At 36.7% G+C, this 19,506-nt stretch carries 20 protein-coding genes; 4 read left to right on the forward strand and 16 right to left on the reverse strand.

Going from position 1 to position 19,506, the window contains the following annotated elements:
* Positions 1–16: 16 nt before the first annotated feature.
* The 6 genes from C8C76_RS05295 to C8C76_RS05320 all read right to left on the reverse strand — a co-directional run bounded on the left by C8C76_RS05295 (position 17) and on the right by C8C76_RS05320 (position 7,304).
* Positions 17–1,372: a citrate/2-methylcitrate synthase gene (locus tag C8C76_RS05295; protein ID WP_219909365.1), complete on the reverse strand. Its 1,356-nt coding sequence runs from the start codon at positions 1,370–1,372 to the stop codon at positions 17–19.
* A gap of 127 nt (positions 1,373–1,499) precedes the next feature.
* Entirely contained in the window at positions 1,500–1,919 is a 420-nt protein-coding gene (locus C8C76_RS05300) for a hypothetical protein (RefSeq protein ID WP_108139352.1), read from the reverse strand.
* Positions 1,920–2,002: 83 nt separating this feature from the next.
* On the reverse strand, positions 2,003–3,256 hold the full coding sequence (locus C8C76_RS05305) for a S41 family peptidase (protein ID WP_108139354.1): 1,254 nt from the start codon (positions 3,254–3,256) through the stop codon (positions 2,003–2,005).
* A 115-nt stretch (positions 3,257–3,371) separates the two neighbouring features.
* On the reverse strand, positions 3,372–4,655 hold the full coding sequence (locus C8C76_RS05310) for a homoserine dehydrogenase (RefSeq protein WP_108139356.1): 1,284 nt from the start codon (positions 4,653–4,655) through the stop codon (positions 3,372–3,374).
* Positions 4,656–4,794: 139 nt separating this feature from the next.
* Positions 4,795–6,054 carry an ABC transporter permease gene (locus C8C76_RS05315; RefSeq protein WP_108139358.1) on the reverse strand — a complete coding sequence of 420 codons (1,260 nt, stop codon included), beginning with the start codon at positions 6,052–6,054 and terminating at the stop codon, positions 4,795–4,797.
* Between the two features lie 11 nt (positions 6,055–6,065).
* Positions 6,066–7,304 (reverse strand): ABC transporter permease, encoded by a 1,239-nt coding sequence (locus tag C8C76_RS05320; protein ID WP_108139360.1) that lies wholly within the window; start codon positions 7,302–7,304, stop codon positions 6,066–6,068.
* A gap of 201 nt (positions 7,305–7,505) precedes the next feature.
* On the opposite strand from C8C76_RS05320, the gene C8C76_RS05325 reads away from it, so the two are divergent.
* A complete protein-coding gene (locus tag C8C76_RS05325) occupies positions 7,506–8,024 on the forward strand; it encodes a fasciclin domain-containing protein (protein ID WP_108139362.1) in 519 nt (172 codons plus the stop codon).
* A 120-nt stretch (positions 8,025–8,144) separates the two neighbouring features.
* Here the strand turns inward: C8C76_RS05325 and C8C76_RS05330 are convergent, their stop codons facing one another.
* Both C8C76_RS05330 and C8C76_RS05335 read right to left on the reverse strand, forming a co-directional pair.
* Positions 8,145–9,314: a TraB/GumN family protein gene (locus C8C76_RS05330; protein WP_108139364.1), complete on the reverse strand. Its 1,170-nt coding sequence runs from the start codon at positions 9,312–9,314 to the stop codon at positions 8,145–8,147.
* Between the two features lie 60 nt (positions 9,315–9,374).
* Positions 9,375–10,199: an oxidoreductase gene (locus C8C76_RS05335; protein ID WP_108139366.1), complete on the reverse strand. Its 825-nt coding sequence runs from the start codon at positions 10,197–10,199 to the stop codon at positions 9,375–9,377.
* Between the two features lie 133 nt (positions 10,200–10,332).
* Here C8C76_RS05335 and C8C76_RS05340 point away from each other — a divergent pair, with 133 nt between their 5' ends.
* Entirely contained in the window at positions 10,333–10,521 is a 189-nt protein-coding gene (locus C8C76_RS05340) for a YegP family protein (RefSeq protein ID WP_108139368.1), read from the forward strand.
* A 47-nt stretch (positions 10,522–10,568) separates the two neighbouring features.
* Here C8C76_RS05340 and C8C76_RS05345 read toward each other — a convergent pair whose 3' ends face one another.
* From C8C76_RS05345 to C8C76_RS05360, 4 genes are all read right to left on the reverse strand, one after another.
* Positions 10,569–11,456 carry a pirin family protein gene (locus C8C76_RS05345; protein ID WP_108139370.1) on the reverse strand — a complete coding sequence of 296 codons (888 nt, stop codon included), beginning with the start codon at positions 11,454–11,456 and terminating at the stop codon, positions 10,569–10,571.
* Positions 11,457–11,475: 19 nt separating this feature from the next.
* Positions 11,476–12,111: a GTP pyrophosphokinase gene (locus C8C76_RS05350; protein WP_108139372.1), complete on the reverse strand. Its 636-nt coding sequence runs from the start codon at positions 12,109–12,111 to the stop codon at positions 11,476–11,478.
* A gap of 88 nt (positions 12,112–12,199) precedes the next feature.
* Positions 12,200–12,871 (reverse strand): DUF975 family protein, encoded by a 672-nt coding sequence (locus C8C76_RS05355; protein WP_108139374.1) that lies wholly within the window; start codon positions 12,869–12,871, stop codon positions 12,200–12,202.
* 193 nt (positions 12,872–13,064) lie between these two features.
* A complete protein-coding gene (locus C8C76_RS05360) occupies positions 13,065–14,387 on the reverse strand; it encodes an FAD-dependent oxidoreductase (RefSeq protein WP_108139376.1) in 1,323 nt (440 codons plus the stop codon).
* A 450-nt stretch (positions 14,388–14,837) separates the two neighbouring features.
* Between C8C76_RS05360 and C8C76_RS05365 the strand changes: the two genes are divergently transcribed.
* The gene (locus C8C76_RS05365) at positions 14,838–15,182 is read left to right on the forward strand and encodes a hypothetical protein (RefSeq protein WP_108139378.1); all 345 of its coding nucleotides are present in this window, start codon (positions 14,838–14,840) and stop codon (positions 15,180–15,182) included.
* Between the two features lie 58 nt (positions 15,183–15,240).
* Positions 15,241–15,438: a hypothetical protein gene (locus C8C76_RS05370; RefSeq protein WP_108139380.1), complete on the forward strand. Its 198-nt coding sequence runs from the start codon at positions 15,241–15,243 to the stop codon at positions 15,436–15,438.
* 84 nt (positions 15,439–15,522) lie between these two features.
* On the opposite strand, the gene C8C76_RS05375 is transcribed toward C8C76_RS05370, so the two are convergent.
* The 4 genes from C8C76_RS05375 to C8C76_RS05390 all read right to left on the reverse strand — a co-directional run bounded on the left by C8C76_RS05375 (position 15,523) and on the right by C8C76_RS05390 (position 19,134).
* A complete protein-coding gene (locus C8C76_RS05375; RefSeq protein ID WP_108139382.1) occupies positions 15,523–16,080 on the reverse strand; it encodes an HD domain-containing protein in 558 nt (185 codons plus the stop codon).
* Between the two features lie 78 nt (positions 16,081–16,158).
* On the reverse strand, positions 16,159–16,851 hold the full coding sequence (locus tag C8C76_RS05380; protein WP_108139384.1) for an aspartate/glutamate racemase family protein: 693 nt from the start codon (positions 16,849–16,851) through the stop codon (positions 16,159–16,161).
* A gap of 27 nt (positions 16,852–16,878) precedes the next feature.
* On the reverse strand, positions 16,879–18,042 hold the full coding sequence (locus tag C8C76_RS05385; protein ID WP_108139386.1) for an RtcB family protein: 1,164 nt from the start codon (positions 18,040–18,042) through the stop codon (positions 16,879–16,881).
* A gap of 24 nt (positions 18,043–18,066) precedes the next feature.
* The gene (locus C8C76_RS05390) at positions 18,067–19,134 is read right to left on the reverse strand and encodes a M42 family metallopeptidase (protein WP_108139388.1); all 1,068 of its coding nucleotides are present in this window, start codon (positions 19,132–19,134) and stop codon (positions 18,067–18,069) included.
* Positions 19,135–19,506: the final 372 nt, after the last annotated feature.

Here is a 19,506-nt window from a genome sequence, read left to right on the forward strand (position 1 = left end):
TCAGACTATTACCCTGTTACCTAATTGTACACTTTTCTTCATTTTTAAGTGCCTTGTAGGCGGGACGAATAATTTTGTGGTCACTAACCAGCTGCTCAATTCTGTGAGCACACCAGCTGGCAACTCTGGCTGTAGCAAATAATGGGGTAAATAACTCTTCCGGAATATTTAACAGCTGATAGACAAAACCGGAGTATAAATCCACATTAGCACAGATTTCTACATCCTCTCCCCGCTCTTCTTTAAATATTTCTTTGGTCAGACTTTCAATATTATCATAGAGCTCAAATTCTTTGAGTCTGTCTTTGGCTGCTGCCAGCTCTTTTGACTTTTTCTTTAAAATTACAGCCCGGGGATCACTTTTGGTATAAACAGCATGCCCCATTCCATAAATTAGGCCCTTTTGATCAAAGACTTCCCCTTTTAAAATCTGCTTCAGATATTTCTTCAGCTCTGCTCTATCAGAATAGTCAGCAAGGTTTTCTTTGATATCATCGACCATTGCTTTAACTCTTAAGTTAGCTCCCCCGTGCTTGGGTCCCTTAAGACTTCCGACAGCTGCTCCCACGGCAGAATAAGTATCTGTTCCACTGGATGAAACCACATGGGTTGTAAAAGCCGAGTTATTACCTCCACCATGTTCAGCGTGCAGGATCAGTAATAAATCAAGCGTATCTTTTTCCAGCTGAGTATAATCATTATTGGCTCTGATCATATGTAAAATATTTGCCGCTGTCCCCAGACCTTCTTTCGGGTTATGAAGATAAAGGCTCTGATCGTCAAAATAATGAGCTTTAGCCTGAAAACCATAGGAAATAATGGTAGGAAATCTGGCAATTAATTTTAAACTCTGGACTAAAATCCGGTCAATAGCAAGTGAATCCGGTTTTTCATCATAAGAGTAAAGCACCAGAATCGCCCGCTGCAGCTTATTCATTACATCGCGACTTGGACTTTTCAAAATTGTATTTTCAGTAAAATGAGTTGGCAGTTTTCTAAAGCCATCTAAAATTGCATTAAATTTTCTTAACTCTTCCTCTCCCGGCAGCTCCCCAAATAATAAGAGGTAGACAATACTTTCAAAACCAAATTCACCAGTATTTTTTACCAGCTCATCAATTTCTATATCTCTATAGAATAATTTACCTTCAATCGGAGTTTTAACTCCATCACAGTAGGTATAACCATGCACAGAACCAATCTTAGTAAAACCAACTACTACACCAGTACCATCAGAATTTCTCAAACCCTGCTTAATATCATACTGTCTGTAATATTCTTTATCAATCTTATTAACCCGTTCCACCTTTGCGGCTCTGTCTTCAAGCCAGTTATCTTTTAAATCCCTAATCAACCAGTCTTTTGTTTCCACATTCTCACTCCTCAATTCTCTGCTCAAATAGTTAATGATATTTAAAAAAATAAATTAAATTTTAGTTCTTATATTATTATAACAAAATATTGAGCATTTATACAATTGATTTAATCTTCAGAAAAAATCAGGTGATAGAATTCCCCAGTTTAATTACCGCATTTAATAATTCAATAAAAATTTCTGAAGGCCGGTTTAAAGCCGCTGGTGGAAATGAATTGCTGCCAACAGTTTTAATTATCTTATCTTGATGAACAATATATAAATGCCAGTTTGAGCCTTCATAGAATCTAAGACCTCTATAGTTATATTCACTATCCCAGTCCCAGACATTTAATTGGTCTAAAGACTGCCAGAATTCCACCCAGTCTATTTCTGCCGGCCTTCCTATTTTGAAATGGCTGTCACTATCAAATATATTTTTAAAAAGATTACAGTTGTTAAAGTAATAAATATTTGGCTCTATCCATTTTAAATAAATTATAGGATTTAATCTGTTGAAGCTGAAGTCTAATTTTTGGGGAAGATAAAGTTTATTATTTTTCATATTAGTTCACCTCTAATTTAACAATAACACAATAAGATATAAAAAGACTCTAAAAGTATTTAAACTATTAGAGTCCTATCTATTCAGTCAATATTTTTTATCATCTCTAAAATTGTATCCCTGCCGTTTAAAAAATCTTCAAATCTTGTTTCAACAGTAATCTCTGGATAAAGTGAATCGGGATCACTATCTTCAAGCAGAGTAAAATATTTAGTAGAATAGCTTACTCGCAAACCAGAATTTGGAAGGTTAAAGGTTCTTACCTCACCATAGTGATTCGGTTTACCCATAGTAGGAGTACCAATCAAATACCCATTCAACTCTTCTTTAAAATCAAGGGCATTTATAATTGCTGATGAGAAGGTATCAGGACCTATAATAACATAGGTTTCAAATTGATCTTTATACTCTCTTAATTCCTCTGCAAAGTTGGTCCCCTGGCTTGAATCACCTCCGGAATTGAAGCGCAGGTCAATTACAAGTTTATTTATTTCTTCATTTTTTATTAAATCTAATATTTCCAACTTTTCTGCTGCAAAGGAAGGCAGTTCCGGATTAGGCTGGCCGTGTTTATCAGCCAGTTCCCTGCTCCAGCAGCTGTTATACTGAAAATATAAAATTTTTTCAGCAGCAATATAATCTGACCAGAAAAGTTGATTGGCATTTTCCAGCACATAACCAGGCTGATAATTCAGGGACACAAAATTATTTCTGTCTGCTGCCATGTTTTCAATTTTTAAAGGCTCAAAACTAATGCTAATCTCCTCTTCATTTTGTTCAAAAATAAATTGATTCTCAGATTCAGCTATCTCCAAATAGCTGAGAAGTTCATTTAGTTTAAGAAATGAGCTCAGCCGGTAATCAAGGGATACCTGATTATCAGCTGTAATAATGCGGCTGAATTTATTTTTTAATTCTTCCACTGAATAACCATTAATTGAAATCAGTTCTGCCCCCAGAATCTCTTTATGCTGCTCAGTAGTTGTCATTACTCGATAACCATCTTCAAATCTGCGCAGAAATAGTGGGTAATATTCACTTAAAAAGCGGGTATTGTCAATAGCAGTGTGGGTGTCACCAATTTCAGCAAAGATTTCTGCCATCCTTAGACTGATTTCGAGATCAGAAAGTTCAGGCAGATCACTTTTTAGTTGACTCATTTCCTGCTTAAATTCTTCCTCTTCCAGCTGAAAAAACAAATTTTTATGCCGGGCAGGCAGCTCTTTTTCTAAATAATTTAGATCTTGCCGCCATTCCATTTCCGTGATTTCTGCTGCTGTCCCAGTGTTAATAAAGATGAATAAAAAAATTAAGCTGAGCAAAAATATTTTTTTCATAAATGATATTCCCTCCACAATAATTAAAGTATTTAAAATTTACATGATAAATATATCACAATAAGTGTAAAAGATAAAACCCGCTTTTACAAACGGGATCTATCCTGATTTTAAATTAAATATTACTTTCAACTCTAATCACACTTTTAACCTCTATCACATCATCAAGTTCTTTAATTTGAGCCAGAGATTTATTTAAATCTTTTTCCCTAACTGAGTGAGTGATAAATACCAGTGGTACAACCGGATTGTCCTTCTGCTTCTGCAGTACTGAAGCCAGACTGACATTATTATCCCCAAATATTTTGGCGATATGGGCCATCACGCCCGGCTCATCCTTAACTTCAAAGCGCAGATAAAAGCTGTTCTCAATTTCATCAATTTTAATTACATTACTTTCTAAAAAGGAGTCCATCCGCTGTACTTCCCGCTGATTGTGGTTAATATCTTTAGCCACCTGGATGATATCTGCAGTTACAGCACTACCAGTAGGCATCTGTCCTGCTCCCCGGGCTGTAGACATCACCTGACCAACAGCATCACCATGCAGGTAAACACAGTTATAGGTGCCATTAATCATAGCCAGCGGGTGATCTTCAGGCACAAAGGCTGGATGAACTCTGACATCAAGTCCTTCAGGTGAGTTTTTGGCTATTGCTAAAAGCTTAATTACATAACCCATTTCGTGGGCCAGCTCAATATCTTCAATAGCAACATCTTTAATTCCTTCTACATAAACCTCTCTAACATCAACAAAGCGCTCAAAAGCCAGTGAGGAAAGAATAGTGATTTTATAGGCTGCATCATCACCTTCAATATCTGAAGAAGGATCTGCCTCAGCAAAGCCCAGCTCCTGAGCATTTTTTAGAGATTCAGCAAAATCTTTTTTCTCCTTGCTCATATCAGTTAAAATATAATTGGTGGTTCCATTTAAAATACCATATATTTTTTCAATTCTATTGGCGGCCAGAGAATTCTGCAGCGGTCTGATTATCGGCAGACCACCGGCAACACTTCCCTCATAACAGACCTGAACATCATTTTCATCTGCTTTTCTAAAGATCCGCTTTCCATATTTTGCAATCACCAGTTTATTGGCAGTAACAATACTCTTCCCATTTTCAATAGCCCTAATTATGTAGTCATAGGCCGGCTGCTCTCCCCCAATTAATTCGACAACAATATCTATATCCGGATTATTAATGATATCTTCAACCTGATCAGTTAATAATTCCCGGTTAATTTCAATATCTCTTTCCTTTTCCAGGCTGTTGACCAGGATTTTTTCTATTCTAACCTCAGTTCCAACCTTATTTTTAATATTTTCAGCATTCTTCTCCAAAATCTTAACTACTCCACTACCAACTGTACCAAGTCCTAAAATTCCTATCTTAAGCAAAATTATAACCTCCTGTAATCTTATATTGCTTGCTTCTAACTTCTCTATTATTAAATATTATATCAAGGAGTTATTAACTTGTCGACTTTCTGAGAAAATTTATGCTTTAAATTTAAGAATTATTAATAATTTCAACAAATCATCTTTCCTTCATGGCTGCAGTTGGCTCTAATTTCGCTGCCCTGCGAGCCGGTAAAATACAGCTTAAGGTCACTACAACTGCCCCAATTAAAAAGGCAAAAACCGAGTTGAAGATCGAAGACTGAGTATAGATAATTGAACTGATCATGATCTCAGAATCAAAACCAGATAAAGCAGCTGTAAAATCAATTCCATTCACAGCAAAATAATTATTGATAATTGAACCAATAATTGAGCCAAAAAAACTGCCGATAATTCCCATTACCGCCCCTTCTAAAATAAAAAGCTTTAAAATACCTCCGCTTTTCATTCCCAGAGCAGACATCATGCCAATTTCTCTGGTTCTTTCTTTAATAATCATAATCATTGTATTAATCACAACAATTGAAGATAAGAGAACAATAAATATATAGACCTGATTATATATTAATTGTGCAATTTCCATGTAGGGCAGAAGATCACTTGTTTCCTGATAACTGAGCGCCAGATATTTATTTCCACCCGCTTGAGAATTAAGATATTCTTTGACCCGTGGCAGAACCTCAGCTGTCATTTCTCTCTCTGGAGTAACTAATAAAATTTCACTCTGCTGATCTTCCATATACAGTAAAGGCTGCACGGCTGCCAGCGGTATAAAAAATGCCTGTTCATTTAAAGCTTTTAAACTGCTGTTGATTCGTCCAACCACTGTTACCGTAAAACCGGTTACAGAATTAAAAGATGTATTAGCTACTATAGTTAAACTATCTCCCACCTTTTTATCCAGCTTTCTTAAAAGTTCAGTTCCCATCACCACTTCTAATTTGCCGTTTTCGATCATTCTGCCTTCGACCAGCTGATCTTCTATATTTGTAAACTCTATTTCATTTTCTTTTTCAACTCCCCAGCCCATCATATTAATCAGTTCATTACCGGTGCTGACAACTGCACCAAACTTTAAACGCGAAATTAAAAGCTCTACTCCGTCCAGATTCTGCAGTTCAGATTTCATCTGAGCTAAAGATTTGTCCTCAAAACCATCAACATTATAATTTAAAGGCATTACTCTCTCCTGATCGTAGTATTCCCGGTCAATTATCTTTATGTGGCCTGAATTATACTGAATGTGATCGGCAAAAGATAAATTAATCAATCCTGTTATATAACCGCGGGCAAAAACAACTACTGCTACAGCAAAGGCAACAGCAAGAATAGATACAAAAGTTCTTAATTTGTGTCTAAATAAGTTTTTAAGGGCTAAATTAAGATAAAAAAGCATTTTTCTCCCCCCTATTCATAATGAAGCGCTTCTACTGGATCTTTTGCTGCTGCCCAGTATGCTGGTAAAATACTTGCCAGAAATGAAACAGTTACTCCATAAGCAAAGACTAAAATAAATGATCTGGGGTTCCAGCTTCCATACATTTCACCAATTATAGGAACTCCAAACTTAGATAATTCTATCCCAGTAATCAGATCAAAATTGATACCAATCCTGGTCATAGCTAAAACTCCAAAAAAGCCCAAAATTAGACCAATGAGTCCTCCTAAAATTCCAATTCCTGTTGACTCAATAATAAAAATATAGATAATCTCAGATTTTTTTAAACCAAGGGAAAGCATCATCCCGATTTCTTCCATTCTTTCTAAAGCAGCCAAAATTACAGTATTAATAATTGCAATGGCCGCTATCAATAAAATTATCACCATCACCAGCTGAATTCCTGCCTGTTTGGCACTGGCAACTGTAACGGCGTCCAGCTGCTGCCAGGGATAGCCTTCAAGTGTGGGATATTCCTGATTTAAACTATTTTCTAGCTGGACTGCGGTCTTCTCAGCAGTATTTTTATCATTCAGCTCAATGATTAGATTAGAAATACTGTTGTCTACATTTAAAGATTTCTGAGCTATTTGAAGGGGCAGATAGACATAATTGCTGTTTAAATTGGGATTAATTGTGTGCAGCAGACCCACTATTTCTAAATCTATAGTATTGAAAGTTTCATATTTATCTTTAACCAGCAGAGTAAAGTAATCTCCCTCCTTTAGTTTCATTAGATCAGCCAGCCTTTTACCCATTACTGCCTGATAGCTATTTTCAGTAAAAATAGTTCCTTCCACAAAACTATTTTTTAAGTCAAAAATACTAAGCAGCTCAGCTCCTTTAACCCCCTTGGCCACTATCGGCAGTTCATTTATCCCATTATTTAATCTGGCTGAAAAATTTAGTTCTCTTAAATCAAGCTGATGCTGAGGGTGGTCTCGAATAATTTTAAATAGTTTATCTTCTTCGCTGATTAAATTCTCCAGCGGCAGTTCATCCTTTTCCTCCCAGTAATTTTGATCAGCCACCTGCAGATGACCTGCCTCATAATCAATTATTGTGTCAAATGACATTTCGGTCATCCCACCAATCAAGGAATCCATAATCAGATAAAAGAAAATAGCAAAGGCGATAATAACAGCAGTAATCAGAGTTCTATTTTTGTGGCGGACTAAATTTTTAAAAGCTAGTCTGGTTAAAAACATAAATTCACCTTCTTTATTATAATTATTTATACTATATAGTTCTCTATCCAGTTTATTTAACCTTCATTTTTTAAGTTAATTTGTTGCCTCTGATACACTTTTAAAAATTAATAATAATTACTATTGACAAAGATAAAAAGTGGTGGTATATTATATTTAACAAAATTGAATTGTACACAACTAATCAAGGAGGAAATAAAAATGAAAAAAGCTTTAAGTAATTCAAAAACAATGATGGTGTCTTTAGTTCTGGTTCTGGCTTTAATGTTTTCTCTGAATGCAGCGGTTCTGGCGGATGGACATTTCAAAAGTGGACCTGATGTGCTGGATGTAGCTCTGGAAGCTGATGATTTTAATACTCTTGTAACTGCAGTTATTGAAGCAGATCTTGTTGGAGCATTAAAAGGTGATGGACCATTTACAGTTTTTGCACCGACAGATGCAGCCTTTGCAGCTCTACCAGAAGGTACTCTAGACAGCTTACTGGCTGATCAAGAACAGCTGGCAAATATTCTCCTCTATCATGTAGTTTCCGGTAAAGTAATGGCTGAAGATGTTGTAACAATGGATGGAGCGATGGTAGAAACTCTATTCGGTGAGGAAATTGAAATCTCAATTAAAGATGGTATGGTTTATATCAATGATGCCCAGGTTACTACAACAGATATTGAAGCCAGCAATGGTGTCATTCATGTAATCGATACTGTTTTAGTCCCTTAATTAATAACCATAAATCTAAATAAATATAAATTTATCAAAAAATTTGATAAATAAAAAGCTCTTCCTACACAGCAACAGCAGTGATAAGAAGAGCTTTTTTTGCTAATATATTATTTTAATCTAAAAACTGAAAAACTCCAGAAAAGTCCTGATTACACTGGCTCCACCAACAGCAGTTCCAATTACACTGCCCAAATTAGCAAGAATAACTATTAAAAGGATATGAGTCACCTTATTTGTGTAAATTTCCTTAATCGAAATTCCTTCCGAAAGTTTCTGGAAATCCTTAACCTGTGGTTTTTTGAGATAGGCTTCAGCCAGGCCAGCAAACCATCCTGCTGCTAGAGTTGGATTCAGTGAGCTTAAGGGTGCTACAACAAATGCAGTCAGCACAGTTAAAATATGACCTCTGCCTAAAACAACCCCCAGAGCTGAAAGTGATCCATTCCAGATAAACCAGGCCTTAGTAACCTCGATTCCTGTACTGATATTATTGATAAAACTTGAAATAATAATTATTAAAATTACTGCCGGAATTCCCCAGGAAAATAGCTTTCCCCATTTGGGTTTAGGAGGCAGTTTGGTAATTGCACTCAAATTCTGTTCTTTATAAATTTCCTTTTTAACTCCCGGAACATGGGCAGCACCTAAAACTGCTACAATCTTATCCCCAGGAGCATTTTTTATCTTATTGGCCAGATACTGATCTCGCTCGTCAAGCAGATGCTTTTTAATCCCGGGAAAAGATTTACCCATCTCCTCCAGCATCATATTTAAGGCATCACCACTCTTAAGTTGATCCATCTCCTCTTCGGTAATTTCTTCATCTACAAAAAGCATAGAAATGATCTGAAAAATAAGCTTCATTTTTTCCCAGAGGCCGAGCCCACGCCAGACTCTTTTAAAGGTAATCTGAATATTGCGGTCAGCAAGAACCAGTTCTGCTCCAATTTCCTCAGCAGATTTAATTCCCTGCCTCATTTCCTCTCCAGCGTTGATCCCTAACTTTTCTGCCATCCGGCTCTGAAAAGAACTGATGATTAAATTAACCAGCAGCAACAGTGATTTTTTCTGCTTAATCACCTGAAAAATATTCATTTCACTCCACTTATCTTCATCATTAATTGAGCTGTATCTTTCCTCATCCAGCTCTACACAAACACTGTCAGGTTCTTCAGTTTCAATTACTTCTTTAACCTGTTCTGCACTCTTTTTGGAAATATGAGCAGTTGGAATTAATATTATTTCTTTACCATCATACTCAAGTCTTTGAATATTGTCTTCGTCCATAAAAACAGCTCCTTCTTAAAATTCTCTCACTTATCTATTATATCACTTATGAAAGAATTATCAAAAAAATTTATTGGTAAAAAAGTCATAAAGACTGTCCGGCAGCAGCCAGCGGAAAAATAATATTAGTTTCGCATGAGCTGGAACTGCATATCTAGCTTTTGGCTTATCAGTTTCTGCAGCCTTAAAGATTGCTTCAGCCACAACTTCTGGTGAAGCTGCCATACCACCTTCTCCATACATCTGCTTATATTTATTAGCCTTCCGCTCAGCCTGTTTTTGATAAATGCCTTCACCAGAGCTTTCTAATAAGTTGTCTCCCGCAGTCTCGGCCCAGTTGGTTTCAATTGCTCCTGGCTCAATTAAAATTACATCTATTCCAAATTGCCGCAGTTCGTTGCGCAGGCAGTCACTTAAGCCTTCTAAGGCAAATTTACTGGCATGATACCAGCCGCCAAGTGGGGTCCAGATTTTGCCGGCAATTGATGAAATATTAATAATTCGGCCGCTGCCCTTTTCCCTCATCCCAGGAATTACAAGTTTAGTTAGTTCAGACAGGCCAAATAAATTGACTTCAAACTGCTTTTTAGCATCTTGAAGCGGCACCTCCTCCACTGCTCCATAGGCTCCATAACCAGCATTATTCACCAGAATATCAAGTCCGGCTTCATTTTTCAGTATCTGATTCACACAATTTTTTCTCATTTCTGCCTCAGTAATATCCATTAAAATGTAATGGCCATTTGGATAATCACTTAAGTATTCAAGATCTGCCTCAGTTCTGGCAGCACCATAAACGGTGTAATCCTGCTTCAGAAATCTTACTGCGGCTGCCTTCCCAATTCCACTTGAGGCACCAGTAATTAGAACTACTTTTCCACTCATCTTTTATTCTGCCTCCTATTTTTTTAAAAAAATCAAATTTTAATAATAGTAGTTTTCATTTTTAGATATTTTTTCTAGTTCTGTGTAATATAATAAATATATCAAAAAAGTCTTTAAAAAGGGGGTAATATTAATGTCAGGAAAATTTGAAGTCTATCAGGATAAAAAAGGTGCCTACAGATTCAGACTTAAAGCTTCAAACGGACAGATAATTGCTACCGGTCAGTCTTACAAAACTAAAGAAAGCTGTCTCCATGGAATTGAATCAGTCAAAAAAAATGCAGCAGATTCAAAAATAGAAGAAGTTGAAGTTGAACATTAAAAATTTTGAAAAGCATTTTAAAAAGCAGGTATTAACCTGCTTTTTCTTTAATCTTCCTGATAAAATTTATTAATCTGACTGACATTTTTCTCTTTTTTATTTTTAATAAAGGTACCATTATCCAGTTCCCGGGAAGCCAGTGCCAGTTCTTCGCGACTGTTCATTACAATCGGACCACCCCAGGCAATCGGTTCTTCTAATTTTTTGCCTGCCAGAAATAAGAAACGGGCTTCATTTTCAGCTGTATTAATCTTAATCTTACTGCCGCTCTGGTAGAGAACTCCCTGTGGATATTTCCTTAAATCCTCTTTTTCCGGTTCAAAATTGGCCTCACCTCTGATTAAAAAAGCATAAGCATTAAAATCTGCCGGCAGCTCAAAAATAAATTCACTTTCAGACTCTAACTCCACATCAAAAAAAGTAGGTCTGGTATCAGCTCTCTGAATTTCACCACTCAGGCCCTCATATTCTCCAGCAATAATGTGTACCTTTTTCTCGTCATCCTCGTAAAGAGGGATCATCTCTTCAGTAATATCACCATACTGCGGCTCAGTCATCTTATTATCAGCGGCCAGATTCAGCCAGACCTGAACTCCCAGCATTTCTGCTGAAGGCTGGGGTAATTCCTGGTGCAGGATCCCAGAACCTGCTGTCATCCACTGACACTGACCATCTCTAATTACTCCACTATTACCGATACTGTCCCCGTGCTCAATTTCTCCCTTAATCAAATAGGTCACTGTTTCAATCCCGCGGTGGGGATGCCAGGGAAATCCGCGGTTGTAATCTGAGGGATCAGTTGAATCAAAAAAGTCCATCATCAAAAAAGGATCAAAATCTGGAATCTGATGATAACCAAAACAGCGTCTGAGTTTAACTCCTGCTCCATCCTGAGTTTCTCTTCCTTCAAAATATGTTTTTACTTTTCTATACATTTTATATTACCTCTCTTTTTTAATTATTTTGTTGTCGATACTTTTCTACCTCTTCCGACAGTGTATTAAATTCTCTGTCTGCAATTTCGAGCATCCCGGCCAGAGCATAAAAGCGGCGCTGTAAATTCTTTGGAAGCTCACCCTTAAATTTATAATTGCGGTCATGCTCAATTTCAGCCCAGGCGTGCTGCAGAATACTTCTAATCTGGATTTCAAATTTAAGGCCGGCAAAACTTTCAAGTTCTGTCCTGGCGATTTTATCAGCACTCAATTCAGCAATATAATGAATTGATTTATAACCCATCTTATCAGCTGCCAGTAGATCGGACTTATCTTCACTCCGCCTGTAGTCAATTTCAAATAATTCTTTAATAATATCACTGATCTGATGGATTTCCTTTTCGAAAAGTGTAATAACTCGAATTCCACATAAATCTGTTATTTCCTCTACTGGTTTACTGTATTTTTCCCGGCTCGCTTTTTCGCGAAAGCTTTCTACTGACTTAACTCTGCTTTCTATGCTGTGAAATATTATCTCGTTTTCATTTAAAGCTTCTCTTAAAATCACTTCCACTTCAGCTCTTAAATCTCTGAATTTATTTCTCTGACTTTCATACCATAAAACTGCCTGATTAACTTTTTTTCTACTGGCCATAATAATATCCTCCAATTGACTGCAAAATATAATTTATATATAAATTAAAAATTGAAATCTTAATGGTTAAAAAAGTATTTAATAAAATTTAAGCTCGGGCTTTAACTCTCTGATAAAGTTCAGCATTAACTGCGTCATAGTATGGCTGGACAAATAAGATTCCGATTCCAAAAAATAATGCTCCCAGAAAAAACCAGCCCAGAAAAGAAAGATCAAGAATGAAAATATCCATTTTCTGGCCTGCTGTCATTTCCCGGCTTAAATTAAGAGCACGATTATGATCTAAATCCGGCTTTTCTGCCATAATATAGGGAACAAAGCGGTATTCATACATTTTTATTATTCCTGGAATGATTAAAAGCAGTGACCAGAGAAAAATATAGATTCCCCTAAATAAAAGTGCAGTAATAATATTTTTATAATATCTTTTGTCAAAAAACTTAAGCAGATAGGAAATCTCCGATTCACCTCTGCTCAACTGAATAAAATACTTTCTGCCGCCAACTTCCAGAATATAGCCCAGAAATATTCTCAGGGCTAAAAAAACTAAGACTCCCACCACTGCGATCAGGGCTATCTCCAGAGCAAATTCACTGCCACCTCCATTAGCTGTACCGGTACTGCTGCCGGAGCTGCCGAGGTCAAGACGGTTGTGGCTGCCCCCTGTAATTACCAAAATTAAACTGACTAAAAACGCCTGCCAGTAAAAACCTTTTAATTTCCCTTTTGCATTCTCTTTAAGTTCACTTCTTGTCCACACTTTAAATTCTCCCCTTTTATTGGTTTTATAAGCTCAAAACTTAATTAAATATTTAAATTAGTTCTTTAAATATAATTCAGCATTCGGGGGAAAAATCCTTTTTAAATAGAAAAATCCTCGCTTTCAGTTAAGAAAACGAGGCTTAAAATCAAATCTATTATGCTATATTTATTCGCTACTGTTAGCCATTTTATTAATTATCCAAAATTTTTACCGCATTTTCTGCCGCTTTGACCAGCAGATTGTGGGCAGGATAAAAGGACTGATATGGCTGAGAAGAATAATTAAAGTCTAACAGCTGGTCCACATTCAGACCATACTGAACTGCCATAGTTATTTTGTCCACTTTATCTGTAACAGGCTCTCCACTTATTATCTGACCACCTAAAACTTTTCGGTCAGCCTGATTAACAATCAATTTAAGTCTTACATCTTTAGCAAAAGGCATAATTGGAAAAGCAGTTGTAAACTCAGCCTCAGCAGTTATAATATCGTAGTTTTCAGCTGCAATTTTTTCTGTCAGACCGGTACCGCCGACAAAATAATCACCAACCTTGGTTGCCGCTCCATTATAAAAACCAGTATATTTCCTCTCACTGCCGAGCAGATTTGCTGCCAGAACTCTTCCCATTGCAACAGCATTTGTAGCCAGCTTACCTGAAATAACCTCACCAGTTATTCCACTTTCAAACTGAACACAGTCTCCCGCTGCATATACAGCTTCCAGATTTGTCTCCATTTTTTCATTTACCAGAATACCATCTCTGCCAATTTCTAAAGCAGTATCTCTTAGAAATTCAACATTGGGCTGCATTCCCACAGCAAAAATAACCAGATCACTTTCAATCTCCTGCTGACTGTCAAGCACAATTGAGCTTAAACTTGAGTCACCATCTAATTTTACAACTCTCTGATCTAAATATAAATTGATGCCCAGTTCTTTCAGCTCCTCTTCAGCCTGCTTTGAAATATCAGTATCAAGCATATTTGGTAAGATTGAAGGCATCATATCAATTAAATTTGTATTGATTCCTTTTTCATTTAAAGCCTGAGCCAGCTCTATTCCTATCGCCCCGGCTCCAACAACCGAAACATTTTTCACCCCGTCGTCAAGAGTAGACAGGATTTGCTTTAAGTCATTTTCACTTTTAAAAGTCATTACTCCATCAAGGTCTCGGCCCTCAATTGGAGGTAAAATAGGATCAGCTCCGGTAGCAATAATTAATTCATTGTACTGATACTCTTCATTTTTTTCAGTTTTAACTACTTTATTTTCAAAATCAATTTCTAGAGCCCGATCTCTAATTAAATCTGCCCCTGTCTCAGTAACAATCGCATCAGTTTTTAAAGTTTTCTCATAAGGAAGCAGATCTTCTATAACATAAGGCATCGCACAGTAGATCATCGAATGATCTTCCGGTCTCATAATTCCAATTTCTCTTTTATTTTTTATATTCTTTGTCAGCGTAATTCCAGCAGGTCCTCCACCAATAATTAAAATATCATATTTCTGCAAAAATATCCCTCCAGCTAATTATATTTAGTAATTGCGATATAAATTATAATATAATATTGAACATATGTCAACAATAAATCGCATTTAATTGATAATCATTTTCATTCGAGCTCAAAAATTAACCTGACAGAACTCTGCCAGGCCAAATATAAGATTCAATTAAGTCCACATATGGAGTAAAAAAGCACTGTAAGCTGTAACAGCTCCTACTGCAACTCCAGCTTCGGCAGTTTTTTTCATTATTTCTTTCATCATAATCATCCCTTCTTATTTGCTTATATAATTTTTAGGTTTTTTAAAACGCATATTTATTATATATCCTCAACAGTCAAAGTCAAGTATAGCATTTTACAGATCCAGAAAAAAATAATTTAAAAAAAGCAGGAATAATAGTTTTAATGACAAATTATATAAACAAAGCTATTACAATTTAGAAAGGGGTTTATAATTATGAAAAGAGTTCTCTTTTTTACCATTGCTCTGGTTCTCAGTCTAACTCTCAGCGTTTATGCACATCCCCCCGGAGATATAGAGATGTCTTTCAATACTGAAAATAAGATGCTTGAAGTGACAATCCCTCACAACTCAAATGATAATAGTGACCACTTTATCAATAATGTAAAAGTTTATTTAAATGATAGTCTGCACATCGAGCAAAATTTTATAATGCAGACTGATAATGAAGTTCAGTATTTGCACTATATGATTCCAGGAGCAAAGGCTGGCGATACAATTCGTCTGAATGCAGAATGCAACAAGTTTGGCAGCAGAGAAATTGAATTAACTGTAGAATAATAGTCTTTAGAGTAATTTATTATTAATAAGGAGTCTGTAGTTTGCAGAGGAGGTCAATATGGGGCAGTGGATTATTCCAATGGGTATTAGTGCTCTGACATCACTTTTAATTACTTTTTTACTGGGAATCAGATTTTTTAGAAAGGTCTTTAATCTCAATCCCCGCTTAAATTTAAAACTGCATAAAATATTTGCTTATATTACTCTTATTTTAGCTGCAGGCCACGGTCTGCTTGTCTACATTGTTTATTTGTAAAGTTTAATTATAAAACCCGGCAGAAACTCACTATTTTAAAAAGGAGTTTCTAAACCGGGTTTTAATTATTTTAGCTTTATTATCTTATTTGAAAATCTCAGCTACAACTTCTTTAAATTCAGCATACATTTTTAGACCCTCAAGTTCTTTAAGACTCTCCACCAGAGATTGATAATACCACTTCTGTTTGCTTTTAGGAGCACTAAAGCGCTGCCAGAAATCTTCTGGCTCAGCTTCTAAATCTCTTAAGATACTGCGGGCATTGCTCAACTTATCAGCACAGGCCACTGCCTTATTAATAAAAGCAGCCTCCTCTTTTAAATATTTAATGGTCTGGTTTTTCCTTTTATCCCAGCTTCTTTCATCTCTTCCTTCCAGTTTTTCGGAAGCCGCCAGCACCAGTTCCAGAATTTCTACTCCAAATTCTCTTTTTAAATCTTCTCTTCCAACTTCAGTATCTTCAAGCAGGTCGTGCAGGAGTCCGGCGGCCACAATTTTATCTGCAAAAGCATTTTCTTTTAAGATCATTGCCACTTCAAAGGGATGAACAATATAGGGAACCTCTCCCCCTTTACGGGTATCACCCTGATGTGCCTGGGCGGCATATTCCATTGCTCTTGCGATTAGTTTATTGGCAAACATTAGATTTCACCTCTATTTATAATTCTTATTTATTCAATCCAGTGCTGATAAACATAATATAAGCTTTTAAAACAAAAATTATTTTAAAGCGAGTTTAACAGCTTTTTTAGCATGCAGCTCAGTGGTATTAAAAACCGGCAGACTGCTGTCCTCTTTTTTAATCAGTAATGGTATTTCTGTACAGCCCAGGATAATTCCCTCTGCTCCCTGATTTTTTAAACCAGCAATAACTCTCTGAAACTTTTCTCTAGTTTGATCTTTTAAGACTCCGTTAACCAGTTCCTGATAAATAGCCTGATGGATATAATCCCGCTCTTCAGCCTCAGGAATTAGAACCTCAATTTGATAATTTTCTTCTATTCTTTTTCTGTAAAAATCGCCTTCCATCGTATACTTTGTTCCCAGAAGACCAACTTTTTTTAAGCCTTCAGCCTTAATTTTTTCAGCTGCCGCATCTGCAATGTGGAGCAGTGGAATCCCAAGTTCTGCCTGAACTTTTGGTGCCATCTGGTGCATCGTATTGGCACAGATTAAAATCATATCTGCTCCAGCTCTCTCCAGTTTATCGGCTATTTCTATCATCTTTTCACTTAGCTGATCCCACTCACCTGCCGCCTGCAGTCTCTCTATCTCTGCAAAATCGACTGAGTACATAATGATTTCTGCTGAATGGGGACTACCCAGCTTCTTTTTTACTTCTCTATTTATAATTTTATAATAATCAACTGTAGATTCCCAGCTCATACCACCGATCAATCCTATTGTTTTCATCTTAGTGCCTCCTCATAATTATCTTCTTTAACTTGCTTTAAAATTGTATAAAGGTTTTAATACTTCAATTACTTCAATGCTTTTCTTAACCGCCAGCAGAATTTCCTCCGCCGATTTATAGGCAGAAGGAGCTTCGTCAATTGTACTTTTTTTGACTGAACTTGAATAGACATCTCGCATTGACTTTTTAAACTCTTTAAAGCTGATTTCCTTTTTAGCCTGGGTCCTTGATAAAAGTCTGCCCGCTCCGTGGGGAGCAGAATAATTCCACTCTGGATTTCCCAGCCCCCTGGCTAAGATGCTACCGTCCCTCATATTTAAAGGAATCAGTATTTTTTCATCCTGGTGAGCAGAAACAGCCCCCTTGCGGATAATATGATCTTCAAAATTAATGTAATTGTGTCTGGTCTGAAAACTAGCGAGAGCCTCAAGTTCCAGAAACTCAAGAATTCGCTCAGCCATTATTTTTCGATTTAAGTCAGCATATTTTTGGGCTACTTTCATATCCTGGTAGTATTCAGCTGCCAGTTTCCCCTCCAGAAAAGAGTTAGACTTATTTAAATCATACTCTACTTTCAATTCTAAATCAGCAGCCTTTTTATACTGCTGGCGGCAGTACTGATAGGCCTGTTTTTGATGATAATTGCAGATCTGCAGGCCAAAGTTGCGGGAGCCGCTGTGAATTACCAGATATTTATCTCCATTTTCTGCCTGATTGATTTCAATAAAATGATTGCCGCCTCCCAGGCTGCCGATTCCTTTCAGCTGATTATCAGCACCAAGGCCCAGCTTTTTAGATACTCGGACTATCTCTTCTTTAATGTCTGAGGGAATCCTGGGGCTAATCTTCTGATTATGCTTAAAACCATGGGGAATACTGCTGCGGATAAACTGATCCAGCAGCCTGAAATTAATCTCAACTTTCCCCAATCTGCTGCAGTGCATACCGCAGTTGATATCAACTCCGACTGTATTGGGAATAATTCTATTTTCGAGAGTGGCTGTAAATCCAATCACACTACCCAGTCCGGGGTGATAATCCGGCATGATCCTAATCTGAGAATTTTTATAGGCTGCATTACTGCAGATAGCAGCAATCTGCTCCACAGCAGTCTCATCTCTTTTTTGCGAAAAGACTCTTGCGGTATTGTATTTTCCCTCAACTAAAAAATAATTATTTTGAGCAGTCACCTTAATCTGCCTCCCTGCTTATAGTTAAAATTGCTCAATTCTTGCCTGACTTAGATTTTTTATAATCTCCTCTGCCCAGCTGAGAGTATTTTGATAATCCTCCAGGGAAGAAATTCCATAGTGGGTGTGGGCATAGCGGACGGGAACTCCAATTACAATAGTAGGTACAGCATTATTACTTAAAGTTATTTTGGCGCCATCATTACCGCCCCCAGTTCGAACCGCATCCTGAAAGGGAATATTCTTTGCTAGAGCACAATCTCTGGCAAAGCGGACAAAACGAGGGTTGGAAATTATCGAAACATCACAGTGTCTAATCTGCCCACCTTTATTTAAAGCAGATTGAGCATCAAATTCATCTCTAAAATTATCATCTGCTGGAGTCCCTTCAAAAGCAACTGCCAGGTCCGGTTTAATTTTTCTGGCTGTCACTTCAGCTCCGCGGGTACCAACTTCTTCTTGAGCAGAGAGACTGCCGACAAGGTTAAAATCTAACTCCTGCTCAGAAAATTTTAAGAGCAGTTCAACAACAAGTGCTGTTCCCAGGCGGTTGTCAAAAGCCTTACCCATCATAATTTGATTGGCCTCGTCATATTCAAATTCAACATCAGGAATAATCGGTGCCCCCACCTCTATTTTATAATTTTCTACTGCCTCTCTTTTAGAAGCTGCTCCGATATCAATGATCATCTCACTGACTTTAACCAGCTTATCTTTCTCGTCTGCCTCCATAAAATGCGGCGGCTTAGAAGCAACAATCCCCTTGATATATTTACCCTCCCGGTTTTTTATTCTAACCTTGTGAGCGGGAATATTCTGAGGAGACCAGCCTCCAACTGTAATAAACTTGAGGCTGCCGTTTTTATTAATTGATTTGACCATAAATCCAACTTCATCAGAATGACTGTCAAGCATTAAGACAGGTTTTTGGGGATCATAATTTTGGGGATAAAGATAGAGGTTGCGCATCGAATCCTCTTCAATTTTTAAGTTTTTCTCGGCCCGAGCTCTAACTACAGCTAAAACTTCATCTTCAAAACCTGAAATCCCATTTGCATTTGATAAATCTTCAATTAGTTTAACTGAATTCATTTTTATTCTCCTCACTGACAATTAATTATCTATCTGGCTTAATTTAAATAATACAGGTAGTGCTGCTGATTATCAAGTATTTTATTATTCCGCAGCCGATCCAGTTCTCAAAAAGATATTTTAATTTAGTTTAAATTCTGAAAAATGATGCTAGCTTAAGAATTTGTTTAAAAATGGAATATATTAAACGATATTTTGCTTTAATCGACATTATTCGACCTTGCGTTTTTAAGGGTAGAGGTCTATAATGTAGTTACAAGGTTCTGAGGAAGTCCTAAGATTGAATGTTTACAAGTAGTATTTTGAAATTCTTATTCAAGTAAGATTATTTGAGATTTAGAAGTGAGATTGTTGATTGAAATTGATCAAGGT

The sequence above is a fragment of the Halanaerobium saccharolyticum genome, assembly GCF_003053565.1.
Lineage (GTDB): Bacteria > Bacillota > Halanaerobiia > Halanaerobiales > Halanaerobiaceae > Halanaerobium > Halanaerobium saccharolyticum_B.

Excerpts from the sequence above, each read along its gene's own strand:
- C8C76_RS05330 (WP_108139364.1), bottom strand. The coding sequence starts at position 9,314 with ATGGACGAAGACAATATTCAAAGACTTGAGTATGATGGTAAAGAAATA.
- C8C76_RS05340 (WP_108139368.1), top strand. The coding sequence starts at position 10,333 with ATGTCAGGAAAATTTGAAGTCTATCAGGATAAAAAAGGTGCCTACAGA.
- C8C76_RS05300 (WP_108139352.1), bottom strand. The coding sequence starts at position 1,919 with ATGAAAAATAATAAACTTTATCTTCCCCAAAAATTAGACTTCAGCTTC.
- C8C76_RS05365 (WP_108139378.1), top strand. The coding sequence starts at position 14,838 with ATGAAAAGAGTTCTCTTTTTTACCATTGCTCTGGTTCTCAGTCTAACT.
- C8C76_RS05350 (WP_108139372.1), bottom strand. The coding sequence starts at position 12,111 with ATGGCCAGTAGAAAAAAAGTTAATCAGGCAGTTTTATGGTATGAAAGT.
- C8C76_RS05305 (WP_108139354.1), bottom strand. The coding sequence starts at position 3,256 with ATGAAAAAAATATTTTTGCTCAGCTTAATTTTTTTATTCATCTTTATT.
- C8C76_RS05380 (WP_108139384.1), bottom strand. The coding sequence starts at position 16,851 with ATGAAAACAATAGGATTGATCGGTGGTATGAGCTGGGAATCTACAGTT.
- C8C76_RS05335 (WP_108139366.1), bottom strand. The coding sequence starts at position 10,199 with ATGAGTGGAAAAGTAGTTCTAATTACTGGTGCCTCAAGTGGAATTGGG.
- C8C76_RS05375 (WP_108139382.1), bottom strand. The coding sequence starts at position 16,080 with ATGTTTGCCAATAAACTAATCGCAAGAGCAATGGAATATGCCGCCCAG.
- C8C76_RS05345 (WP_108139370.1), bottom strand. The coding sequence starts at position 11,456 with ATGTATAGAAAAGTAAAAACATATTTTGAAGGAAGAGAAACTCAGGAT.
- C8C76_RS05390 (WP_108139388.1), bottom strand. The coding sequence starts at position 19,134 with ATGAATTCAGTTAAACTAATTGAAGATTTATCAAATGCAAATGGGATT.
- C8C76_RS05320 (WP_108139360.1), bottom strand. The coding sequence starts at position 7,304 with ATGTTTTTAACCAGACTAGCTTTTAAAAATTTAGTCCGCCACAAAAAT.
- C8C76_RS05325 (WP_108139362.1), top strand. The coding sequence starts at position 7,506 with ATGAAAAAAGCTTTAAGTAATTCAAAAACAATGATGGTGTCTTTAGTT.
- C8C76_RS05370 (WP_108139380.1), top strand. The coding sequence starts at position 15,241 with ATGGGGCAGTGGATTATTCCAATGGGTATTAGTGCTCTGACATCACTT.
- C8C76_RS05315 (WP_108139358.1), bottom strand. The coding sequence starts at position 6,054 with ATGCTTTTTTATCTTAATTTAGCCCTTAAAAACTTATTTAGACACAAA.